Here is a 21,577-nt window from a genome sequence, read left to right on the forward strand (position 1 = left end):
GCTCTGTCAGGCCGCCTGCTTCACATCGCCCTTCGCATAGGGATCGAAGCGTTCGTAAAAGGTCTCACCTTTCTCGGCCATGTCGAGGAGCAGCTTGGGCGCCTTGAACTCGGCGCCATACTTCTTCTGCAGCGCCTTGGCGATCTTGACGAATTGTTTGGCGCCGATGCCGTCGATGTAGGACAGCGCGCCGCCGGTGTAGGGCGCAAAGCCGAAGGCCAGGATCGAGCCGACATCGGCCTCGCGTGGATCGGTGACGATGCCCTCTTCCATCACGCGCGCCGCTTCGAGCGCGATGGTGACCAGCAGGCGCTGCTGCAGCTCCTCATAGTCGACCTTCTCGGCCGCGAGCTGCGGATAAAGGTCCTTGAGGCCGGGCCACAGCTTCTTCTTGGCCGGCTTGGCCGGATAGTCGTAAAAACCCTTGCCGTTCTTGCGGCCGAAACGGCCGTGATCGTCAACCATGGTGTTGATCAGCGCCATCTGCCTGGGGTCGACGGCCTTTTCGCCGAGATCCCTGATGGTCTGCTTCATGATCTTTTGGGCAAGGTCGATGGCCGTCTCATCGGTCAGCGCCAAGGGACCGACCGGCATGCCGGCGGCCTTGGCCGCATTCTCGATCATCGGCGCGGGCACGCCTTCGATCAGCATCTTGTAGGCTTCCGACATGTAACGCAGCACGCAGCGGTTGACGTAGAAGCCGCGCGTGTCGTTGACGACGATCGGCGTCTTCTTGATGGCCCGCACGAAGTCGATCGCGGTGGCCAAGGCCTTGTCGCCGGTTTTCTTGCCAAGGATGATCTCGACCAGCATCATCTTGTCGACCGGCGAGAAGAAGTGGATGCCGATGAAATTCTTCGGCCGCGCCGAATTCCTGGCGAGGCCGGTGATCGGAATGGTCGAGGTGTTCGAGGCGAAGATCGCCGACGATTTCAACACGGCTTCCGCCTGTTCGGTGGCGGCCTTCTTGACGGCGGAATCCTCGAACACGGCTTCAACGACGAGATCGCAGCCGGCGAGGTCGGCATAGTCTGCCGTCGGCGTGATCAGAGACAAGAGCTTGTCCTTGTCCTCGGGCTTGGCACGGCCCTTCTTGACCTGATCCGAGATCAGGCCGTCGGAATGCGCCTTGCCCTTTGCGGCCGCCTCCATGTCCCGGTCGAGCAGCACCACCGGAATGCCGGCCTTGGCCGTGACATAGGCGATGCCCGCGCCCATGAAACCGGCGCCGAGAATGCCGATCTTCTTGAACTTGGTGTCCGGCACGCCGGCCGGGCGGCGTGCGCCCTTGTTCAATTCCTGCAGCGACACGAACAGCGAGCGGATCATCGCTGCCGCTTCCTTGGTCTGCATGATCTCGGTGAAATAGCGCTGCTCGATCCTGAGCGCCGTGTCGAAGGGCACCAGGAGGCCCTCATAGACGCATTTCAGGATCGCCGCGGCGGCCGGGTAATTGCCATGGGTCTCGCGGCGCAGGATGGCGATGGCCGGCGGCCACAGATTGGCACCGGCCGCCGAATAGACCGGCCCGCCGGGCAGCTTGAAACCCTTCTCGTCCCACGGCGCCACCGGCTTGAGGCCGTTCCTGATCATTGCCTTGCCGGTCTCGACCAGCTTGGCCGGTTCGGCGATCTCATGGATCAGGCCCATCGCCTTCGCCTTCTGCGGCGACAGGGTCTGGCCGGAGGTCAGCATTTGCAGCGCCTGCTGCTGGTCGGTCAGCCGCGGCACACGCTGGGTGCCGCCGGCGCCGGGGAAGATGCCGATCTTCACCTCGGGCAGTGCCATCCTGACCTTGTCGGAATCGGCCGCGACGCGGCCATGGCAAGCGAGCGACATTTCGAAGGCGCCGCCCATGCAGGTGCCGTTGATCGCCGAGACCCATGGCTTGCCGCAAGTTTCCAGCTTGCGGAACAGGCCGGTCATGATGCCGGCATTGTCGAACAGCGCCTTGGTCGCCTTTTCGACATCCTTGACCTTGTCGGTGGCGAAGGTGGTCAGCATCCTCTGCAACAGCGTGATGTCGGCACCGCCGGAGAAGGTGTCCTTGCCGGAGGTGATCACCGCGCCCTTGATGGCGGCGTCGCCGGCCACCTTGTCCACGATATCGTTCAGCTCGCGCATCACCTCTTCGGTGAAGACGTTCATCGAGCGGTCCGGGCTGTTCCAGGTGACCAAGGCGATGCCATCGGCGTCGATGTCGAGGGTGAAATTGGTGTAGCTCATCGTTCTCTCCCCGTCAGACGCGTTCGATGATGGTTGCAGTGCCCATGCCGGCGCCGATACAGAGCGTCACCAGCGCGGTGTTGAGGTCGCGCCGCTCGAGTTCGTCCAACACGGTGCCGAGGATCATCGCGCCGGTGGCACCGAGCGGATGACCCATGGCGATGGCGCCGCCATTGACGTTGATCTTGTCGTGCGGAATTTCGAAAGCCTGCATGTAGCGCAGCACCACCGAGGCAAAAGCCTCGTTCAGCTCGAACAGGTCGATATCCGACAGCTTCATCTTGGCGCGCTTCAGCAGTTTCTCGGTGACATCGACCGGACCGGTCAGCATCAGCACCGGCTCGGAGCCGATGTTGGCGAAGGTGCGGATGCGCGCGCGCGGCTTCAGGCCCATCGCCTTGCCGGCCTTCTTCGAGCCGAGCAGCACGGCCGCCGCGCCATCGACGATGCCGGACGAGTTGCCGGCGTGGTGGACGTGGTTGACCTCCTCGACCTCCGGATGCTTCTGCACCGCCACCGCGTCGAAGCCGCCCATTTCACCGGGCATGACGAAGGACGGGTTGAGCGAGGCGAGCGACTGCATGTCGGTCGACGGCCGCATATGCTCGTCATGGTCGAGAATGGTGAGACCATTCTGGTCCTTGATCGGGATGACCGAGTTCTTGAAGCGGCCATCGGCCCACGACTTCGCGGCGCGCTTCTGGCTCTCGACCGCGTAAGCGTCGACGTCGTCGCGCGAGAAGCCGTATTTGGTGGCGATCAGGTCGGCCGAAATGCCTTGCGGCACGAACCAGCCGGGCAGGCCGACCGAAGGATCCATGAACCAGGCGCCGCCGGACATGCCCATGCCGACGCGCGACATGGATTCGACGCCGCCGGCGATGACGATTTCATCGGCGCCTTGCGCGATCTTGGCGGCGCCGAAATTGATGGCGTCCAAGCCGGAGGCGCAGAAGCGCGAGATCTGCATGCCGGGTGCCTTGGTGTCGTAGCCGGCCTCGAATGCTGCGGCGCGTGGAATGACGGAACCCGCCTCGCCGACCGGGTCGACGCAGCCGAAGATGATGTCGTCGACGTTTGCAGTGTCCAGCCCGCTGCGGTCGCGCAGGGCCTCGAGCGTCCTGGCGGCGAGCCGTACCGCCGGCACTTCGTGCAGCGATCCGTCCTTCTTGCCCTTGCCGCGCGGCGTGCGCACGGCGTCATAGACATAAGCTTCGGTCATTTTTCATGCTCCCTGGGGTTCGCTGAAAAGCTGCTCAGAGCGAGCGTCCGATCAGCAATTTCATGATCTCGTTGGTGCCGCCATAGATGCGCTGGACGCGAGCGTCGCGGAACATGCGGGCGATCGGATATTCATTCATGTAGCCATAGCCGCCATGCAATTGAAGGCATTCGTCGACGACTTTGCCCTGGAGGTCGGAGAGCCAGTACTTGGCCATCGAAGCGGTCACCGGATCGAGGCCGCCATTGATGTGGCGGGTGACGCAGTCATTGTAGAAGACGCGGCCGATGGTGGCCTCGGTCTTCAGCTCCGCCAGTTTGAATTGTGTGTTCTGGAAATCGATGATCGCCTTGCCGAAGGCCTTGCGTTCCTTGACGTAGTCGATGGTCAGCGCCAGCGCCCGCTCGATCATGGCGATCGCCCCGGTGCCGATCTGCAGCCGCTCCTGAGGCAATTGCTGCATCAGCTGGACGAAACCCTGTCCCTCTTCATGGCCGAGCAGATTGGAGGTCGGTACACGCACGTCGTTGAAGAACAGCTCCGACGTGTCGTTGGCCTTCAGCCCGATCTTGTCGAGGTTGCGGCCGCGTTCGAACCCCTCGACCTCGTCGGTCTCGATGACCATCAGCGATGTGCCCTTGGCGCCCTTCTCCGGATCGGTCTTGGTGACGACGATGATGAAGTTCGCCAGCTGGCCGTTGGTGATGAAGGTTTTGGAGCCGTTGATCTTGTACTGGTTGCCGTCCTTCTCGGCACGGGTCTTGACACCCTGCAGGTCGGAACCGGCGCCGGGCTCGGTCATGGCAATGGCGCCGATCAGTTCGCCGGTGGCGAGCCTGGGCAACCATTTCTTCTTCTGCTCTTCCGAGCCGTAATGGAGGATGTAGGGGGCGACGATCGAATTGTGCAGGCCGATGCCGAAACCGTCGACGCCGACATGGCCGATCGCCTCGATGATGGCGCTCTCATGCGCGAAGGTGCCGCCGGAGCCGCCATATTCCTCCGGCATGGACGCGCAGAGCAGGCCGGCGGAACCAGCCTTCAACCAGCTTTCGCGGTCGACCATCTCGTTCTTCTCGAACTCGTCGTAGCGCGGTGCGATCTCCTCCGACATGAAGCGGCTAGCCATGTCGTAGAGCATGCCGACCTCGTCGGCCGCCCAGGCTGGTTTCGGCAAAGAGAGCACTTCGGCGGGATTTGTCGCCACGATTTCCTCCGCGTATCGACAGACAGAAAGGCTAGCGAGACGGAGTTTAGAACGCTTCCGCCGGCAGGGCCATCAGCGTATCGGCACCACTCGAAATACGGGCGAGGTGCGCCGAGGTCTCCGGCATGATCCGCTCCATGAAGAAGCGCGCGGTCACGACCTTGTTGTCGTAGAAAGACTGGGAGCCGTTGGCATCAGTCTTGCCCTGTGCCGCCTTGGCCATCTGCGCCCACATGTAGCCCAGCGCGACGAGGCCGAAGAGATGCATGTAGTCGGTCGAGGCAGCACCGGCATTATCGGGCTTGGCCATGCCGCTCTGCAGCAGCCACATGGTCGCCGCCTGCAAATCGTTGAGGCCCTTCTTCAAACCCTTGGTGAACGGCGCCATCTTTTCGTCCGCGCGGTTTTCCTCGCAGAACTCGCCGACCTCCTTGAAGAAGGCCTGGATGGCTCGGCCGCCGTTCAAGCCGAGCTTGCGGCCGACGAGGTCGAGCGCCTGAATGCCGTTGGCACCTTCATAGATCATGGCGATGCGGGCATCGCGCACGAACTGGCTCATGCCATGTTCTTCGATGTAGCCGTGACCGCCGAACACCTGCTGCGCCATGACGGCGTGATCAAAACCCTTGTCGGTCAGCACGCCCTTGACTACCGGCGTCATCAGGCCGGTGTAATCGTCGGCCGCCTGGCGATCCTTGTCGTCGACGGAGCGGTGCGCGATATCGGACTTGATCGCGGTCCACAGCGCCAGCGCGCGGCCGGCCTCGTTGAAAGCCTTCATGGTCATCAACGAGCGGCGGATGTCGGGATGGACGATGATCGGGTCCGCCTTCTTGTCCGGCGCCTTCGGACCCGACAGCGAGCGGCCCTGCAACCGGTCCTTGGCATAGGCGGCGGCATTCTGGTAAGCGATCTCCGACAGCGACAGGCCCTGCAGGCCGACGCCGAGGCGGGCCTCGTTCATCATCGTGAACATCGCCTTCAGGCCGCCATTGGCCTCGCCCAGCAGCGTGCCTTCGGCCTCGTCATAATTCATGACGCAGGTCGAGTTGCCGTGGATGCCCATCTTCTCCTCGATCGAGCCGCAGGAGACGGTGTTTCTCGTCCCCGGATTGCCCGATGCGTCGAGCTTCAGCTTGGGCACGATGAACAGCGAAATGCCCTTGACGCCCTCCGGCGCGCCTTCGATGCGGGCCAGCACCAGATGGACGATGTTGTCCGACATGTCGTGCTCGCCGGCCGAGATGAAGATTTTCTGGCCTGAAATCTTGTAGGTGCCATCGCCGTTCGGCACCGCCTTGGTGCGCAGCAGGCCAAGATCGGTGCCGCAATGCGGCTCGGTCAGGTTCATGGTGCCGGTCCAGCTGCCCTCGACCATCCTGGGCAGCCAGGTCGCCTTCTGCTCGTCGGTGCCGTGGGTGATGATGGCGGCGATCGCGCCCTGGGTCAGGCCCGGATACATCATCAGCGACATGTTGGCCGACACCATGTATTCAGCCACCGCCGTGTGCACGGCATAGGGCAGGCCCTGGCCGCCGAACTCGACGGGCGCCGCCAGGCCCATCCAGCCGCCTTCGCGATACTGGTCGAAGGCTTCCTTGAAGCCCCTGGGCGTGGTCACCGAGCCGTCGTCATGGCGCACGCAACCCTCCATGTCGCCGACACGGTTGAGCGGATGCATGACGTTCTCGGCGAGCTTGGCCCCTTCGGCGAGAATTGCCTCCAGCACGTCAGGCGTTGCGTCGGCGAATCCCGGAAGGTTCGAATAGCGCTGATAGCCGAGCACCTCGTTGAGCACGAACAGCGTGTCCTGGACCGGGGCCCTGTAGATCGGCATGCTTTTCCTCCACCATGCGGATTGACCCCGAAATCAAGCCGTGCGCGGCAAGCGGGCCAATGTCGAAGCCGCAATAGCAAATATTGACGTTTGCGTAAACGTCAATATTTGCGCTGCGGCAAGATTTCCGCCACCACGGGCGCAATCGCCAAGCGTCACGGCAATGCGCAAGCCAGCGCGAATCACGCAGGCCAGACAGCGAAAAAGCCGCGCGGCATCGCCACGCGGCTTTGTTGTGAAGGGTCCGACAGTATCGGAGGGCGGCTTAGCTCGCGACGCTCGCTTGCGGCGCCGAACGCTCGGCCAGCATCTGACGCACCGCCGACATCGAGCCGCCGAGCTCATTGATGGCGTCGTCGATCAGCGCCCGCTGCTTCTGCAGGCGAGCGAGCTGCTTTTCCGACTTGTCCAGCGCCAGCCGCAACTGCTTGGTGTTGGAACCGGTCGGATCGTAGAGGTCCATCATCTGCTTGACGTCGCGCAACGAGAACCCAACCTTGCGGCCGAGCAGGATCAGCTTCAGCCTCGCCTTGTCGCGGCGCGTATAGAGACGGGTCGAACCGTCGCGCTGGGGGTTGAGCAGGCCCTTGTCTTCATAGAAACGCAGCGTGCGCAGCGTCACGCCGTACTTCTTGGCCATCTCGCCGATGCGGGAGAGATCCTCGCCGGCTTCAACGGTTGCATTATTGGTGTTGGCCGCGGTCTCGCCGGCCGAGATAAGCTTCATGGTCACTGGCTTCCCCGTCTGGTGGCGTCGCGGTCCCGGACCATGCGTCGCCTGACTGGAAGCGGGGGCGTGCTTCCGGCCGTGGTTTCGACAAACAAATCGAAAACAGCGCAGTTGATACGCCATTTACGTTTACGTCAATTCTATACCGGTAGCCGTCTCATGACGCAAGGGCGTTCTGAGAACGGTGCTTTATGCCGCACCGGAAGTCACGTCAGCCAACTTCCTTGCAACTTCTTAAGCTTGGTTAACGCGTTGTTTACCACGTTGGGCGAAATGTGCGCGTGTCGGCTACCCGTGGTTATCCTGTATCGAATTTTCACGGTTTTTCGGAGCGCGGGGAAACCCGGGAAGCTTGTCTTCCACCGTGGCATCGAAGCGCGGTCGCCTCGTTCCGGCAGGGACTTGGGGAGCTGGCCGCAAGCCGGCCAATCTGAAAGACGGACGCACCGATGAACAGCAAGCGGTCCTACCTCGATACACTCAATGCTGGCAGGCAGCGCAAGCCGCAGACCACGCTCGAGCAGCTGAACCGCTCCCTGGAGACGCTGGAACAGCGCCTGGGGCAGACGCGCGAGGACGCGACGGCACGACCCGCGCCTCGCCAATATGGCGCCGAACCGCGTTACCCCGCCTCCGACCCGCGCTATCCCGCTGCGCAGCCGACGGCCCAGCAGCGCTGGTACGAGGATCCGCAGCCGGCACCGCGTGCGCACAACCCGGCGCCCTCCCCTGCACCCTTCGACCAGAATTATCAGGCGATCGCGCGTGACATCGACCGCGTGCGCGGCCAGGAAGACAGCGTCGCCATGGTCGGCAAGATCGCCGGCGAACTGCGCGGCATGCGCGAGGAACTGCGCCACCAGGTGACTTCAGGGCTGCAGCGCGAATTCGACGCGCTGCGCAAGGACATCGACCGCGCCTTCCAGTCGAACGCCAAATCCGGGACATCGGGCAAGGGCAGCGCCGAACTCGGCGTGGAATTCGAGCGGCTCTCCGGCGCCATCAAATCGTTGTCGGAGAAGAATGACGACAGGAGCGTCAACCTGCTGCGACTGGAACTCGAACAGGTCAAAGCCGCGCTCGACACGCTGGCGCGCGAGGAGAGCGTGCAGAAGGTCGACCGCCGCTGGGACGAGTTCGACCGCCGCTGGACGGCCTTCGAGGACCGCGTCGACGCCGACCAGCGCAAACGCTCCGACGACCCCGCCCTTGCCGCCTTGACCGACCGGCTGGAGCAGATCAGCAACGCGGTCAACAATCTGCCGGAATCGCTGTCCCTGCGTTCGCTGGAGGAGAAGGTCCGCACGCTGGCCGGGGCGGTCGACCATTTCGCCAGCCAGCAGGACAATCGCGGCGGCGGCACGCTGGCCATGATCGACGAGCGGCTGGACGAGATTTCCCGCGCCATCGTCGCCTCGACAGTCGCCGCACAGGCGAATTCAATCGACCACGAAGCCTTCGAGCGCATCGAGAAGCGGATCGACTCGCTCGCCCAGCAGATCGAGGAAGTGGCGCAGGACCGTCCCGCAAATGTCGTGATCGACCGGCTGAACACGCTGTCGAGCCGGGTCGACGACCTCGCCGGCCGCGCCAACCTGCCCGAGCAGGCGATGGAACGGCTCGCCAAGCAGATCGCGCTGATCGCCGACAAGATCGATCAGGCGCCGGCCATGCCCGACGCCGACTACATCTTCCACGGGCTGGAGCAGCGCTTCGACGTGCTGTCGGGCATGATGGAGCGGCGCCAGGGCGACGCCATCGAGCAGGGCAACATGCTGTTTCGCGATCTCGAGCGCCGGCTGGACGAGGTTGCCGACCGGCTGGACCAGCGCAGCATGCCGCAGGTCGACAATGCCGGCATCATGGACGCCATCGACGCTCGCTTCACCGCACTGGCCAAGCGCATGGAGACACGCGCTCCCGATCCCGCCGGCGAGGCGGCGATCCGGGGCCTGGAAAGCCGGCTCGAAGATATTTCAAGCCGGCTGGACGCTTCGGCGGCCCAGGTGGCCGGCATCGATCCGGCGCTGATCCGCAGCCTGGAGGCGCAGGTCGCCGGCCTGTCGGCGCATCTTTCCAAGCCCAGCACGCCGCTGCCGGACTTCGAGGACATCAGCCCACGCCTCGACGAAATCGAAAAAGCGCTGGCCGGGACCCGCGATTCCATCCTCGGCGCGGCACGTGAGGCGGCCGAGAACGCGGTGCGCTCGCTGGCCGGAACGAGCACCAATACGGCCGCGGTATCCGGCCTCGCCCAGGATCTGAAGACCCTGGAGACGCTGACGCGGCGTTCCGACGAGCGCAATTCGCGGACCTTCGAGGCCATTCACGACACACTGCTCAAGATCGTCGACAGGCTGGGCTCGCTGGAAACCAGCGACCCGCCCGAGGCGGCAAGTGAGCTCCTGGACGCGGCCTCGATCGAACCCAGTGGCTGGCGTGGCTTGCAGCGGCCCAAGATGGCCGTGAACGCACCATCCATGACCATGGACGAGCTGCCGCTGACTGGCGACATGGCCGATCTGGACGCGCGTGCCGCGGCCATAGTGCGCACCGAGCCCGGCGAGCCCGCACTGCACGTCGGAACGGGCTTGTCTCCCCGGCCGGGCACGCGCTCGCCGGCGGAAGCCGCCGCCGCCGCCGCGATAGCCGCACTCGGTTCCGACACCACCGCCGGAAAGGACCAGCCGGCAGGCCGCAAATCGATGTTCGGCGGACTGGCGCGGGTCTTCAAGGGCAAGAAGGCGGCGGATGTTCCGCCGCTGGCCGGCTCGGCGCCGAGCGCCGACATCCCGAGTGTCGATCTCGACGAGCCGCTCGACCCGAAAGTGGCCAACCGCCCGCTGGAGCCCGGCTCCGGCGCGCCTGACCTCAATGCCATCATGAAGCGCGTGCGCGACGAGCGCGGACAACCGGCAAAGCTCGGCGACAGCGACGCGGCGAAATCGGATTTCATCGCCGCCGCCCGGCGCGCGGCGCAGGCGGCCGCGGCCGAGGCCGACGCCCTGAAGCGCCAGTCGACGATGAAAGGCCCGGTCAAGGCGCTCAGGATAGGCGACCTGCTCAAGGCGCGGCGCAAGCCGATCTTGATGGCGGCGGCAGCGATCATGCTGGCGCTTGCCGGCCTGCAGCTCGGCAAGGCGTTCCTTTCGGATCCCGCCCAGGTGGCAAGCAACGACGCATCCCCGATCGTCGCCCCGCAGCCGGTTCAGACGGCATCTCTCGATACCGCCAGCCAGCCGAAGACCGAAGTTCAGCCGACGGCGATGATCAGCGCGCCGGCCCGTCCGGCCAGGCAGGCCGAACAATCCGCGCCCGCCAGCAAGGACGATATGGCGGCGCGGACCGTCGTGGCCATGCCGTCTGATACGGACGCGATGCCGGACACAGCGCCCACGGCCGAGCCCGCTTCGCCGGTCACGTCGGCCATGGCTTCCGGCCCGAGCGCCCCCGACGCGATGGCTTCGGCCGCGCCGGTTGCTCCGATGACCGCTGCCCCAGCCATGACGGATCCGGCACCAGCCGCCGGCGCTACGCAGGCGACGGATGCCGATCTCCAAGCGGCCCCTGCCGCGCCAGTGGCGACCGAGGCGACGACCAACGACACGACTGGCGCCGTTGCGCCCATGGACAAGCCGGCGGCGACAGCCGCGATCAAGTTCGACATTCCGGCCGATGCCGGCCCGGTCGCCTTGCGTGACGCCGCCGCCGGTGGCGACGCCAAGGCGCTGTTCGAGGTCGGCTCGCGCTACGCCGAGTCGCGCGGCGTCAAGGAAGACATGCCGGCTGCCGCCAAATGGTACGAGAAATCGGCGGAACTCGGCTTCGCGCCGGCTGAATACCGCATCGGCAATTTCTACGAGAAGGGCATCGGCGTCGCGCGCGACATCAAGAAGTCGAAGACCTGGTACCAGCTCGCCGCCGCGCAGGGCAACGCCAGCGCCATGCACAATCTGGCGGTGCTGTTCGCCATGGCCGCCGACGGCGCAACCGACAATGAATCGGCCGCGCATTGGTTCCAGGCGGCCGCCGACCTCGGCGTCAAGGACAGCCAGTTCAATCTTGGCATCCTCGCCGCCAAGGGCGTCGGCATGAAGCAGAACCTGGAGGAATCCTACAAATGGTTCGCGCTCGTCGCCAAGACCGGCGACAAGGATGCCGCGGCCAAGCGCGACGAGATCGCCAACGCGCTGCGGCCCGAGCAGCTCGAGCGCGCGCGCGCGGCGACCGAATTGTGGAAGGCCAAGCCGCTCAACGCGGCGGCCAATTCGGTGGACATTCCCGAATCCTGGCAGGAAGGCACGCCGCAGACGACGGCCGGCATCGACATGAAAAAGGCGGTCAAGAACATCCAGCTCATCCTCAACAAGAACGGCTATGACGCCGGCGGCGCCGACGGCGTGATGGGCGGGAAGACCAAGAACGCGATCATCGCTTTCCAGACCGACAACAAGCTGCCAGCGACGGGCGCGGTCGACGAGAAGCTGGTCAAGGCATTGCTGGCGCGCAAATAACGGCAGAAGCGTCGTTTCCACGACGCCCTTGCCTTACATTTGCCTGTTAACTGATCGAGTTGTTTTTTGTTTCGGCGCGGTGACGGGGTTTGCTCCCGCTGCCGCGTCGGCGCAAGAGAAAATTGGCTTTTCGATGCGATAGTGCCCGCAGCGGCTTTATTCGCCGACAGGCAAACTGATCGAGACAGACGGGTGGGCATCTATCTCCCGATCGCGGAAATTTCCGTCAACGTCTTCGTGCTGCTGGCCATGGGCGCCGCGGTGGGCTTCCTGTCGGGCATGTTCGGGGTCGGCGGCGGCTTCCTGATCACGCCGCTCTTGATCTTCTACAACATCCCGCCGGCGATCGCGGTCGCCACCGGCGCCAACCAGGTCATTGCTTCTTCCGTCTCCGGCGTGTTGTCGCACATGAAGCGAGGGACGCTCGACTTCAAGCTCGGCAGCGTGCTTCTGGCCGGCGGCGTCGTCGGCTCAACCGGCGGCATCTATGTGTTCGGCTTCCTGCGCAGGCTCGGCCAGCTCGACCTGTTCATCTCGCTGCTCTACGTCGTGCTGCTCGGCACCGTCGGCGGGCTGATGCTGGTCGAGAGCATCAACGCCCTGCGCGCCACGCGCAGCGGCGCGGCACCGGTGCTGAAGAAATCCGGCCAGCACAACTGGATCCACCGCCTGCCGCTGAAGATGCGCTTCCGCGCGTCGAAACTGTTCGTCAGCGTCATTCCGGTGCTCGGGCTTGGCGCCGGCATCGGCTTCCTGTCGTCGATCATGGGTGTCGGCGGCGGCTTCATCATGGTGCCGGCGCTGATCTATCTCTTGAAAGTACCGACCAATGTCGTCATCGGCACCTCGCTGTTCCAGATCATCTTCACCTCCGCCTATACGACGCTGGTCCACGCCACCACAAACCAGACCGTCGATGTGATGCTGGCCTTCCTGTTGATGGCCGGCGGCGTGGCTGGGGCGCAATATGGCGCCAAGGCCGGCCAGCGGCTGCGCGGCGAGCAATTGAGGGCGCTGCTGGCGCTGCTGGTGCTGGCGGTGGCGATCCGGCTTGCCACCGATCTGTTCGTCACGCCGCCCAACCTTTATTCGCTGTCCGGCCTGGGCCTCAACTGATGAATGGCCTGAAAGCGCTCGCAGCCGTCGCTCTCCTGTCCCTGATCGCCGCCGCGCCGGCGAAGGCGCAGACGCCGCTGACGGAAGGCATCCAGATCGGCCTTTCCACCGACGCGGTGTCGATCACCGCCGGTTTTTCCGGCGCCGACCTGACCATCTTCGGTTCGCTGGAAAATCCCGACCCGCTGGTCGCACGCCAGGGCCGTTACGACGTCATCGTCGTGCTCGAAGGGCCGCCGAAACCGGTGGTCGTGCGCCGCAAGGACCGGGTGCTGGGCGTCTGGGTCAATTTGGATTCCGAGACCTTCGAGAACGTGCCGGTGTCCTATTCGGTCGCGACGACGCGGCCGCTGCAGGACATCACCGAACCCAACAGCTACAAGCAGCTGTCGCTCGGCGCCTCCAACCTATACATGCAGCCCGCCGAAGCCGGAGACAGCCCGGCGACGATCGAGGAATTCACGGCCGCACTGCGCGAACGCAAGGCCGCCGCCGGCCTCTACAGCGAGAATGTCGGCGGCGTGCAATTCCTGTCGCAGAACCTGTTTCGCGCTACCGTCAGGCTGGCGCCTGATGTCTCGGTCGGCACGCACAAGGCGCGCGCATTCCTGTTCAAGAGCGGCCTATTCGTCAAGGAGAGTTCGGCGCAGCTCGAAATCCGCAAATCGGGCTTCGAACAATCGATCTTCCGCGTCGCCCACGACTATTCGTTCCTCTACGGCGTGTTCGCCGTATCGTTGGCCATGGTGACTGGCTGGCTCGGCCGGCTGGTGTTCCGCAAGGATTGATGCCGCGGGAAAAGAGGGGTTCCCCTTTTCGCCGCCATGCGATAAACCGCCGCCTCCCAACCCAGGGGCAAACAAGCACATACCGTTCGCCAGGAGCGGTCCCGCCATCCCGATGACAGCGCGACGCGTCGCCGCTGTTTTGCCGCCACGAACAATGACAGGAGGCTGCGATGCATCAGGCATTCGGCGGCATCGACTTCGGCACGTCTAATTCCACGGTAGGCGTCATCCGGAACGGCAAGGCGGGGCTGGTCCCGCTGGAGGGCGGGCAGCCCACTTTGCCAAGTGCCGTGTTCTTCAATTTCGAGGATGGCCATACCTATTTTGGCCGCCGCGCTATCGGGGACTATACCGACAGCATCGAAGGCCGCCTGATGCGCTCGTTGAAGAGCGTGCTCGGCAGTTCGCTCGCCCACGAGAAGACGCGGATCAAGGCACGCCAGATCGGCTTCATCGACATTATCGGCCTGTTCATCGGTCATCTGAGGACGCGGCTGGAAGAGGACGCCGGCGGCGTGGTGGAGAGCGTGGTGCTCGGCCGCCCGGTGCAGTTCGTCGATGACGACGCGCAAGCCGACGCGGAGGCGCAAGGCGAACTCGAGAAGGCTGCCCGTGCCCAAGGCTTCAAGCATATCGCTTTCCAGTTCGAGCCGATCGCGGCGGCGCTCGATTACGAGCAGAAGGTGACACGCGAGGAACTGGCGCTGATCATCGACATGGGCGGCGGCACGTCCGACTTCTCCATCGTGCGGGTCTCGCCGGAGCGCGCGCGATCGACCGATCGCAAGGACGACATCCTGGCCAGCCGCGGCATCCATATCGGCGGCACTGATTTCGACCGGCTGCTGAGCATCGCCCATGTCATGCCACAGCTCGGCTACCTCTCCGCGACCAAGGACGGCAAGCGCAATCTGCCGGCCAGCTACTTCATCGATCTCGCCACATGGCAGCGCATCAATCTGGTCTACACCGCCAAGGCGATGACGCATCTGCGCCAGATCCGCTACGAGGCCGCGCGCGCCGACCTGGTCGACCGCTTCATCCATATCGTCGAGCACCGCTACGGGCACGCGCTGGCGGCGCTGGTCGAGAAAGCCAAGATAGAGCTGACCGACATGTCATCGGCGGACGTGGCTGTGAAGCTGCCGGGCGCGGCATTCGCCGCCGGGATCACGCGCGACGGGCTGGAGGCGACGATCGCTCGAGACATCGAGCGGGTTACCGAAACGGTGGCGCAGACCATCCGCGACGCCGGAGTCAAGCCCTCCGACATCACCGCGGTGTTCCTGACCGGCGGATCGACGGCGATCCCGCTGGCAAGGCGGGAAATCCTGTCGCTGGTGCCGCGGGCTTCCGTCATAGAAGGCGATATGTTCGGATCGGTCGGACTCGGCCTGGCGCTCGATGCGCAGCGGAAGTTCGGCTGAACCTACCCCAACGTAGTCCCGTTCGCCTCCGCGGCCAGATGCGCCTTCAGCGCCATCTGGGCCAGGCTTGCCTGACGGTCGCGATGGGTGATCATGGCGAAGTCGCGCTTCGGCAATTCGATCGGCACGGCTCTCAGGCTCCCCTCGGCGACCGCGCGCCCGACGACCAGCTCCGAAATGATGGTCGCGCCGGCACCCGCCTCGACAGCTTGGCGAACCGCCTCGTTGCTGGGCAACACCAGGAATATCCTGAGGTCGGCAAGCGAAATGCCCTCGCGGCGCGCCAGATCCTCCAGCACCTCACGCGTGCCGGAGCCGCCCTCGCGGATTATCCAGCGCAGGCCGGTGATGTCGGGGCGGCCCGGCGCGGTTTCGGCGATCTCTGGATGGGAGCTGGCAACGACCAGCATCAACCGGTCGGTATCGACCTTGACGCGGCGCAACAAGTCGGACTCGGTGCGCCCTTCGACCAGGCCGAGATCGGCGGTTCCATCCAGCACGCTGGCCTCGACCTGCCTTGTGTTGCCGATGGTGACGCTCAGCCTGACGGCCGGATAGGCCTCGTGGAAAGAGGCCAGCCGGCGCGGCAGCCAATAGCTGGCGATGGTCAGGCTGGCAGCGATGGAGAGGCTGCCGGCGACCGTATGCGAAACATGTTCCAGGACATTGCGCGCGGCGGCGGCCCGCTCCAGCACGGCCTTGGCCTCCGGCAGAAACCGATGGCCGGTCTGAGCCAGCTCGATGTTGCGGCCGACGCGGTTGAACAGATGGACACCATGCTGCTCTTCCAGAGCGCGAATGGCCGCCGACGCGGCCGATTGGGAAATGCCCAGAAGCTCCGCCGCCTTGGTCATGTGGCCGCGCTCTGCGACGGCGACGAAAATGCGCAACTGATCGAGGGTCATGCCTGTATTAAGAACCAATATCGATCGAATTTACAAGAACAACTGATTAGACGGATCGATAGCTTTATTCTACTTTTTCGTCGGAAGTTAGAAAAAATTAGCCTGCAGGTCGCAAAGAGCAAAATGGTCGGGCGGTTCAGGTCCCTGCTTGCGCATTGGAGCCGCGGTATAAGGCGACGGCTGGCCGGTGATCGCTACCATCCCGAAGAACATTATATGCGCGGCCCCGGGCCGAAGACGCGAGCCAAATCCGCTGGCCGCGCGAGCACCACGGGATCATGATGCAAGGACCGCCGCGCGGCGCCAATTCAGCCCCCTCGCAACGCCCGCTTGCCGACACGCAGGCGCCCGATGAAGGCGATGGTGTCGACACCTCGCCTGATGTTTCCGACAGCATCGCCAAGACGACCTGCTACATGTGCGCCTGCCGCTGTGGCATCGATGTGCACATCAAGGACGGCAAGGTTCGCTACATCAACGGCAACAAGGATCATCCGGTCAATCGCGGCGTGATCTGCGGCAAGGGCAGCTCCGGCATCATGCAGCACTACAGCCCGGCCAGGCTGAAGAAGCCACTCTTACGCACCGGGCCGCGCGGCTCGGGTCAGTTCCGCGAGATCGAGTGGGAGGAGGCCTTTTCGATCGCCACCGAGCGGCTGTCGAATATCCGCCGGACCGATCCTAAAAAACTCGCCTTCTTTACCGGACGCGACCAGTCGCAGTCCTTGACGGGCTGGTGGGCGAGCCAGTTCGGCACGCCGAACTTCGCCGCCCATGGCGGCTTCTGTTCGGTGAACATGGCGGCGGGCGGGCTCTACACGATCGGCGGCTCGTTCTGGGAGTTCGGCGAGCCCGATTGGGACAACACGAAATACTTCATGCTGTTCGGCGTTGCCGAGGACCATGATTCCAATCCGATCAAGATCGGACTGGGCAAGCTCAAGGCGCGCGGCGCCAAGGTGGTGTCGATCAATCCATGCCGGACCGGCTACAATGCGATCGCCGACGACTGGATCGGCATCCGGCCCGGCACGGACGGCCTGTTCGTGTTCGCGCTGATCCACGAACTCTTGAAAGCCGGCCGCGTCGATCTCGATTATCTGCTCCGCTACACCAACGCGCATGTCCTGGTTATCCAGGAGCCGGGCGCGGCCGATGACGGGCTGTTCATGCGCGACAGCGACGGCAATCCGCTGGCATGGGACAGAGTGGCGACGACCTCCGTCAACGCAGTCGATTCAAATGCCAAACCGGCACTGACCGGCAGCTTCACAGTCGACGGGCGCAGGTGCCTTCCCGTGTTCCAGCTGATCGCGGACCGCTACATGGACGTCAGCTATTCGCCCGATGCGGTCGCGGAGCGTTGCGGCATCCCGGCCGGAACGATCCGCCGGATCGCCGCCGAACTGGCCCACGTCGCCTTCGAGCAGGCGATCGAACTGCCGGTGGCATGGACCGATTGGGCCGGGCGCCGGCATCAGACGATAAAGGGACGGCCGGTTTCGATGCATGCCATGCGCGGCATCTCGGCCCATTCCAACGGCTTTCACACCTGTCGCGCCATCCACCTGCTGCAGGTTCTGCTGGGCACGGTGGACGTGCCGGGCGGCTTCCGCTTCAAGCCGCCCTATCCCAGGTCGGCGCCGCCCGGCCCGAAGCCCTGCGGCAAGGATGTCAGGCCGATGACGCCGCTCGACGGCATGCCGCTCGGTTTCGTCTGTGGACCCGACGATCTGCTGGTCGATGAAGCGGGTACGCCGCTGCGCATCGACAAGGCCTATTCCTGGGAATCGCCGCTTGCGGCGCATGGGCTGATGCACACAGTCATCCGCAACGCCTGGGCCGGTGATCCCTACCCGATCGACACGCTGATGATGTACATGTCGAACATGGCCTGGAATTCCTCGATGAACACCGTCGAGACCATGGCCATGCTCACCGACCATGATGAAGCGGGCAATTACAAGATCCCCTTCATCATCTATTCCGATGCCTACTATTCCGAGACCGTGCCTTTCGCGGACCTGGTCCTGCCCGACACCACCTATCTCGAGCGTCATGACTGCATCAGCCTGCTCGACCGGCCGATCAGCCATGCCGACGGGCCGGGCGACGCCATTCGCCATCCGGTCGTCGAGCCCGACCGCGACGTCAGGCCCTTCCAGTCGGTGCTGATCGACCTCGGCGCGCGGCTTGGCCTGCCCGGCTTCGTCGATGACGAAGGCTCGCCGAAGTACCGCGACTATGCCGACTACATCGTCAATCATGAACGCACGCCCGGCATCGGCCCGCTCGCAGGCTGGCGCGGCAAGGACGAAAACTCGATCGGCAAGGGCGACGTCAATCCCAACCAGTTGCAACGCTACATCGACAATGGCGGGTTCTGGCACCACGATTTCACCGAGGACCAGCGCTACTACAAGATGGCCAACCGCTCCTATCTCGACTTCGCGGTGCAACTGGGCTTCATCCCCAAGGCCGAGCCGATCGTCTTCCAGCTCTATTCCGAACCGATGCAGCGTTTTCGGCTGGCCGCGCGTGGTCATGGCCGGGTGGTGCCGCCCGAAAGCGAACGCAAGCGCGTCGAGACCTACATGGACCCGCTGCCGTTCTGGTACATGCCGTTCGAGGAAGCGTCCGTCGACCAGGAAGAATACCCGCTGCACGCGCTGACGCAGCGGCCCATGCACATGTACCATTCCTGGGGTTCGCAAAATGCGTGGTTGCGGCAGATCACCAGCCAGAACCGGCTGTTCGTGCATCAGCAAACCGCCGCTGGGCTCGGCCTTGGCGACGACGACTGGGTGTGGATCGAGAGCATCAACGGCAGGGTCAAGGGGCAGATCAAGCTGGTCGAAGGGGTCAACGAAAGCACGGTGTGGACCTGGAACGCGATCGGCAAGCGACGCGGCAGTTGGGGGCTGAAAGACGATGCCGCCGAAAGCAATCGCGGCTTCTTGCTCAACCACATCATTGGAGACCAGACCTTGGCCGACGCGCAGGGCAAGCGTTATTCGAATTCCGATCCGGTCACGGGCCAGGCGGCGTGGTTCGATCTGCGCGTGCGCATCGTCAAATGCGCGGCGGAGGAGGCCGGCTTCACCGAGCCGCAATTCGAGCGTTTTCAACAGCCGCCGCATTTCGAACCCTCGCCCGACAAGCTCACTTTCGGCGCCGGGTTTCGGCAGGCAAGAGAGGCAACCGAATGACCTGTCTTCCAAGTCCAGGCGGCAAGAAGCTTGGCCTCGTCATCGACCTCGACACCTGTGTCGGCTGCCAGGCCTGCGTCACCGCTTGCAAGGAATGGAACACCGGCGGCCACATGGCGCCGCTGACCGACATCGACCCCTATGGCGGCCATGTCGACGGGGTCTGGTTCAACCGCGTGCACAGTTACGAGCACATCACCGAGATGGGGGGGCGCACGGTCAACTTCCCGCGTTCCTGCCTGCATTGCGAGACGCCGGCCTGCGTCACCGTCTGCCCGACCGGCGCCTCCTACAAGCGCGCGTCGGACGGCATCGTGCTGATCGACGAGGACAAGTGCATCGGCTGCAAATTGTGCAGCTGGGCCTGCCCTTACGGCGCGCGCGAATTCGATGGCGATGTCGGGGTGATGAAGAAATGCACGCTCTGCGTCGACCGCATCTATAACGACAACCTGGCCGAGGGGGACCGTGTGCCGGCCTGCGTCGCCGCCTGCCCGACCAGCGCCCGGCATTTCGGCGACCTCGGCGATCCCCAATCCCCCGTTTCGCAACTGGTGGCGGGGCGCGGCGGTGTCGACCTGATGCCCGAACTCGGCTATCGCCCGACCAACAAATACCTGCCGCCGCGCGCTCACACGCAACGCGCCGCATCGGTGACCGCTCCCGCGCTGGAGCCGCTACGGGCCGAGGGCGGTTTCCTTGGCTGGGTCGACCGCATGCTTTCGAGCTGACCATCCATGAATCCAGCTTTTTCGGTCGTCTTCTTCACCACCGCCACGGGTGCCGGCTATGGGCTGCTCGCGCTGCTCGGCGTGCTCGGCCCGCTCGGCTTCGTCGCGCCCGATTTCTGGCCGGGCTTCGTCGGCATGGGGCTGGCGCTCGGCCTGATCGCCGCCGGCCTGTTGTCATCGACCGGCCATCTCGGCAGGCCCGAACGTGCCTGGCGGGCGTTCTCGCAATGGCGCAGTTCATGGCTGTCGCGCGAAGGCGTTGCCTCGGTCGCCACCTTCATTCCCGCAGGCGTGTTCGGCGTAGGCTGGGTCTTCCTTAGCCGCCTCGATGGCTGGGTGGCGGCCGCCGGCGTCCTGGCCGCCGTTGGCGCCACAGCCACGGTCTGCATGACAGGCATGATCTATGCCTCGCTGAAACCCATCGCCCACTGGCACAGCCCCTATACCTTGCCCGGCTATCTCATCTACTCGGCGATGAGCGGCTGCGTGCTTGTGAATGCCCTGCTGCAAGGTCTTGCGCTCGGCTCGACTATTCTCCTTGCAGCTTCCGTGCTGCTCACCTTGCTTGGCTGGGGCTGGAAGCTCGCGACCTGGCGCCACAACGACCGGCTTGAAATCCCGACCAGTGCCAACACCGCGACGGGGCTGACCGGTGGCACGGTGCAGTCGCTGGAGTGGCCGCATACGGAAGAAAACTACCTGTTCAAGGAAATGGGCTTTCGCATCGCGCGCAAGCACAGCGCCAAGCTGCGCCGGATCACGCAGGCGCTGGCCTTCGGTTTGCCGATCCTGTTGCTGCTTGCCGCCTTCGCCTTGCCGTGGCCGCTCGCGGCGGCGCTATCGGCGCTGGCCGCGATCGCCCAGTTTGCCGGCATGCTGGTCGAACGCTGGCTGTTCTTCGCCGAAGCGAAGCACACGGTCATGCTCTATTATGGGCGATAGATCTCAGCCTGGCCGCAGCATCGAGTGCGAGATGGCGAAGATGCGCTCGGTGCCGAGCATGTAGGCCATCAGCGACTCCAGGCGAAACAGCCCGGCATAGGCGCGGTCGAGCACGTTGAGCGAACCGGTATAGGCGCCGAAAGCCGGCATGATCATGCGGCCGCCATCGCCGGCAAAGCAGCGCCTGCGCACCGAGCGGCCTTGTTGCACAATGCGCGCGCAGGGGTGCAGATGACCAGATATTTCGCCCTCGACCCTCACCTTCGATGGCTCATGCCTGAACAGCAGCGAGCCTATGGCCAGTTCCCGCACGGTCTCGCCAGGCAGATCCGCCGGCGCTTCGGGGTCGTGATTGCCGGCGACCCAGAACCAGTCACGGCCTGCCATCTGCGCTTCCAGCCGTTCGCGAAAGCTCGAATGCATGCGCGCTGCGCCGCCACCGTCGTGGAAGGAGTCACCCAGGCTGATGACGATCGACGGCTGGTAGTCCGATATGACCGCCTGCAGCCTGAGCAGGGTCGCGCCAGTATCGTAGGGCGGGATGAGCGTGCCGCGCCTTGCCAGGGACGACCCCTTCTCCAGATGCAGGTCCGATACCGTCAGCAGCTTGAGCTCGGGGAAATACAGCACGCCGCGCGGATCGCAGACCGCGCGCTCGCCCGCGATGCCGACGAGATCGGCCTCGGCGATCAGCGATGCGCGCGCCAGCGAAAAACTCATTCC

General features: G+C 64.4%; 14 protein-coding genes. 7 read left to right on the forward strand and 7 right to left on the reverse strand.

The window, feature by feature from the left end; all coding sequences use genetic code 11:
- Positions 1-6 precede the first annotated feature (6 nt).
- The 5 genes from FJ543_RS27085 to FJ543_RS27105 form a co-directional block, all read right to left on the reverse strand.
- Positions 7-2,226: a 3-hydroxyacyl-CoA dehydrogenase NAD-binding domain-containing protein gene (locus FJ543_RS27085; protein WP_140614746.1), complete on the reverse strand. Its 2,220-nt coding sequence runs from the start codon at positions 2,224-2,226 to the stop codon at positions 7-9.
- A 13-nt stretch (positions 2,227-2,239) separates the two neighbouring features.
- The gene (locus tag FJ543_RS27090; protein WP_140878249.1) at positions 2,240-3,448 is read right to left on the reverse strand and encodes an acetyl-CoA C-acetyltransferase; all 1,209 of its coding nucleotides are present in this window, start codon (positions 3,446-3,448) and stop codon (positions 2,240-2,242) included.
- Positions 3,449-3,482: 34 nt separating this feature from the next.
- Complete coding sequence (locus FJ543_RS27095; RefSeq protein WP_140714003.1) at positions 3,483-4,655, reverse strand: acyl-CoA dehydrogenase family protein; 1,173 nt, start codon at positions 4,653-4,655, stop codon at positions 3,483-3,485.
- Between the two features lie 46 nt (positions 4,656-4,701).
- On the reverse strand, positions 4,702-6,492 hold the full coding sequence (locus tag FJ543_RS27100; RefSeq protein ID WP_140878251.1) for an acyl-CoA dehydrogenase: 1,791 nt from the start codon (positions 6,490-6,492) through the stop codon (positions 4,702-4,704).
- 265 nt (positions 6,493-6,757) lie between these two features.
- A complete protein-coding gene (locus FJ543_RS27105; RefSeq protein WP_015319311.1) occupies positions 6,758-7,219 on the reverse strand; it encodes a MerR family DNA-binding transcriptional regulator in 462 nt (153 codons plus the stop codon).
- A gap of 452 nt (positions 7,220-7,671) precedes the next feature.
- Here FJ543_RS27105 and FJ543_RS27110 point away from each other — a divergent pair, with 452 nt between their 5' ends.
- From FJ543_RS27110 to FJ543_RS27125, 4 genes are all read left to right on the forward strand, one after another.
- Positions 7,672-11,736 (forward strand): peptidoglycan-binding protein, encoded by a 4,065-nt coding sequence (locus tag FJ543_RS27110; protein ID WP_140878253.1) that lies wholly within the window; start codon positions 7,672-7,674, stop codon positions 11,734-11,736.
- A gap of 192 nt (positions 11,737-11,928) precedes the next feature.
- Positions 11,929-12,852 (forward strand): sulfite exporter TauE/SafE family protein, encoded by a 924-nt coding sequence (locus tag FJ543_RS27115; RefSeq protein ID WP_015319313.1) that lies wholly within the window; start codon positions 11,929-11,931, stop codon positions 12,850-12,852.
- Positions 12,852-13,640 carry a TIGR02186 family protein gene (locus FJ543_RS27120; RefSeq protein WP_140614750.1) on the forward strand — a complete coding sequence of 263 codons (789 nt, stop codon included), beginning with the start codon at positions 12,852-12,854 and terminating at the stop codon, positions 13,638-13,640. Before FJ543_RS27115 ends, FJ543_RS27120 begins: the two co-directional genes overlap by 1 nt.
- 170 nt (positions 13,641-13,810) lie before the next feature.
- Positions 13,811-15,067 carry an Hsp70 family protein gene (locus FJ543_RS27125; protein ID WP_015319315.1) on the forward strand — a complete coding sequence of 419 codons (1,257 nt, stop codon included), beginning with the start codon at positions 13,811-13,813 and terminating at the stop codon, positions 15,065-15,067.
- 2 nt (positions 15,068-15,069) lie between these two features.
- Here FJ543_RS27125 and FJ543_RS27130 read toward each other — a convergent pair whose 3' ends face one another.
- A complete protein-coding gene (locus FJ543_RS27130; protein ID WP_140878255.1) occupies positions 15,070-15,972 on the reverse strand; it encodes a LysR family transcriptional regulator in 903 nt (300 codons plus the stop codon).
- 278 nt (positions 15,973-16,250) lie between these two features.
- On the opposite strand from FJ543_RS27130, the gene FJ543_RS27140 reads away from it, so the two are divergent.
- The 3 genes from FJ543_RS27140 to FJ543_RS27150 are packed head-to-tail and all read left to right on the forward strand — an operon-like array spanning position 16,251 to position 20,854.
- On the forward strand, positions 16,251-19,181 hold the full coding sequence (locus FJ543_RS27140; RefSeq protein ID WP_181174097.1) for a molybdopterin oxidoreductase family protein: 2,931 nt from the start codon (positions 16,251-16,253) through the stop codon (positions 19,179-19,181).
- Positions 19,178-19,912 carry a 4Fe-4S dicluster domain-containing protein gene (locus FJ543_RS27145; RefSeq protein WP_140878259.1) on the forward strand — a complete coding sequence of 245 codons (735 nt, stop codon included), beginning with the start codon at positions 19,178-19,180 and terminating at the stop codon, positions 19,910-19,912. Before FJ543_RS27140 ends, FJ543_RS27145 begins: the two co-directional genes overlap by 4 nt.
- Positions 19,913-19,918: 6 nt before the next feature.
- Complete coding sequence (locus FJ543_RS27150; RefSeq protein WP_140878261.1) at positions 19,919-20,854, forward strand: DmsC/YnfH family molybdoenzyme membrane anchor subunit; 936 nt, start codon at positions 19,919-19,921, stop codon at positions 20,852-20,854.
- Positions 20,855-20,857: 3 nt separating this feature from the next.
- Here the strand turns inward: FJ543_RS27150 and pdeM are convergent, their stop codons facing one another.
- The gene (gene pdeM, locus FJ543_RS27155; RefSeq protein ID WP_015319321.1) at positions 20,858-21,574 is read right to left on the reverse strand and encodes a ligase-associated DNA damage response endonuclease PdeM; all 717 of its coding nucleotides are present in this window, start codon (positions 21,572-21,574) and stop codon (positions 20,858-20,860) included.
- Positions 21,575-21,577: the final 3 nt, after the last annotated feature.

It is taken from the genome of Mesorhizobium sp. B2-5-7, assembly GCF_006440875.1.
In the GTDB taxonomy this organism is placed as follows: Bacteria; Pseudomonadota; Alphaproteobacteria; order Rhizobiales; family Rhizobiaceae; genus Mesorhizobium; species Mesorhizobium australicum.

Coding starts and splice junctions, on each gene's coding strand:
- FJ543_RS27150 (WP_140878261.1), top strand. CDS start 19,919: ATGAATCCAGCTTTTTCGGTCGTCTTCTTCACCACCGCCACGGGTGCC.
- FJ543_RS27130 (WP_140878255.1), bottom strand. CDS start 15,972: ATGACCCTCGATCAGTTGCGCATTTTCGTCGCCGTCGCAGAGCGCGGC.
- FJ543_RS27140 (WP_181174097.1), top strand. CDS start 16,251: ATGATGCAAGGACCGCCGCGCGGCGCCAATTCAGCCCCCTCGCAACGC.
- FJ543_RS27090 (WP_140878249.1), bottom strand. CDS start 3,448: ATGACCGAAGCTTATGTCTATGACGCCGTGCGCACGCCGCGCGGCAAG.
- FJ543_RS27100 (WP_140878251.1), bottom strand. CDS start 6,492: ATGCCGATCTACAGGGCCCCGGTCCAGGACACGCTGTTCGTGCTCAAC.
- FJ543_RS27110 (WP_140878253.1), top strand. CDS start 7,672: ATGAACAGCAAGCGGTCCTACCTCGATACACTCAATGCTGGCAGGCAG.
- FJ543_RS27120 (WP_140614750.1), top strand. CDS start 12,852: ATGAATGGCCTGAAAGCGCTCGCAGCCGTCGCTCTCCTGTCCCTGATC.
- pdeM (WP_015319321.1), bottom strand. CDS start 21,574: ATGAGTTTTTCGCTGGCGCGCGCATCGCTGATCGCCGAGGCCGATCTC.
- FJ543_RS27145 (WP_140878259.1), top strand. CDS start 19,178: ATGACCTGTCTTCCAAGTCCAGGCGGCAAGAAGCTTGGCCTCGTCATC.
- FJ543_RS27125 (WP_015319315.1), top strand. CDS start 13,811: ATGCATCAGGCATTCGGCGGCATCGACTTCGGCACGTCTAATTCCACG.
- FJ543_RS27085 (WP_140614746.1), bottom strand. CDS start 2,226: ATGAGCTACACCAATTTCACCCTCGACATCGACGCCGATGGCATCGCC.
- FJ543_RS27105 (WP_015319311.1), bottom strand. CDS start 7,219: ATGAAGCTTATCTCGGCCGGCGAGACCGCGGCCAACACCAATAATGCA.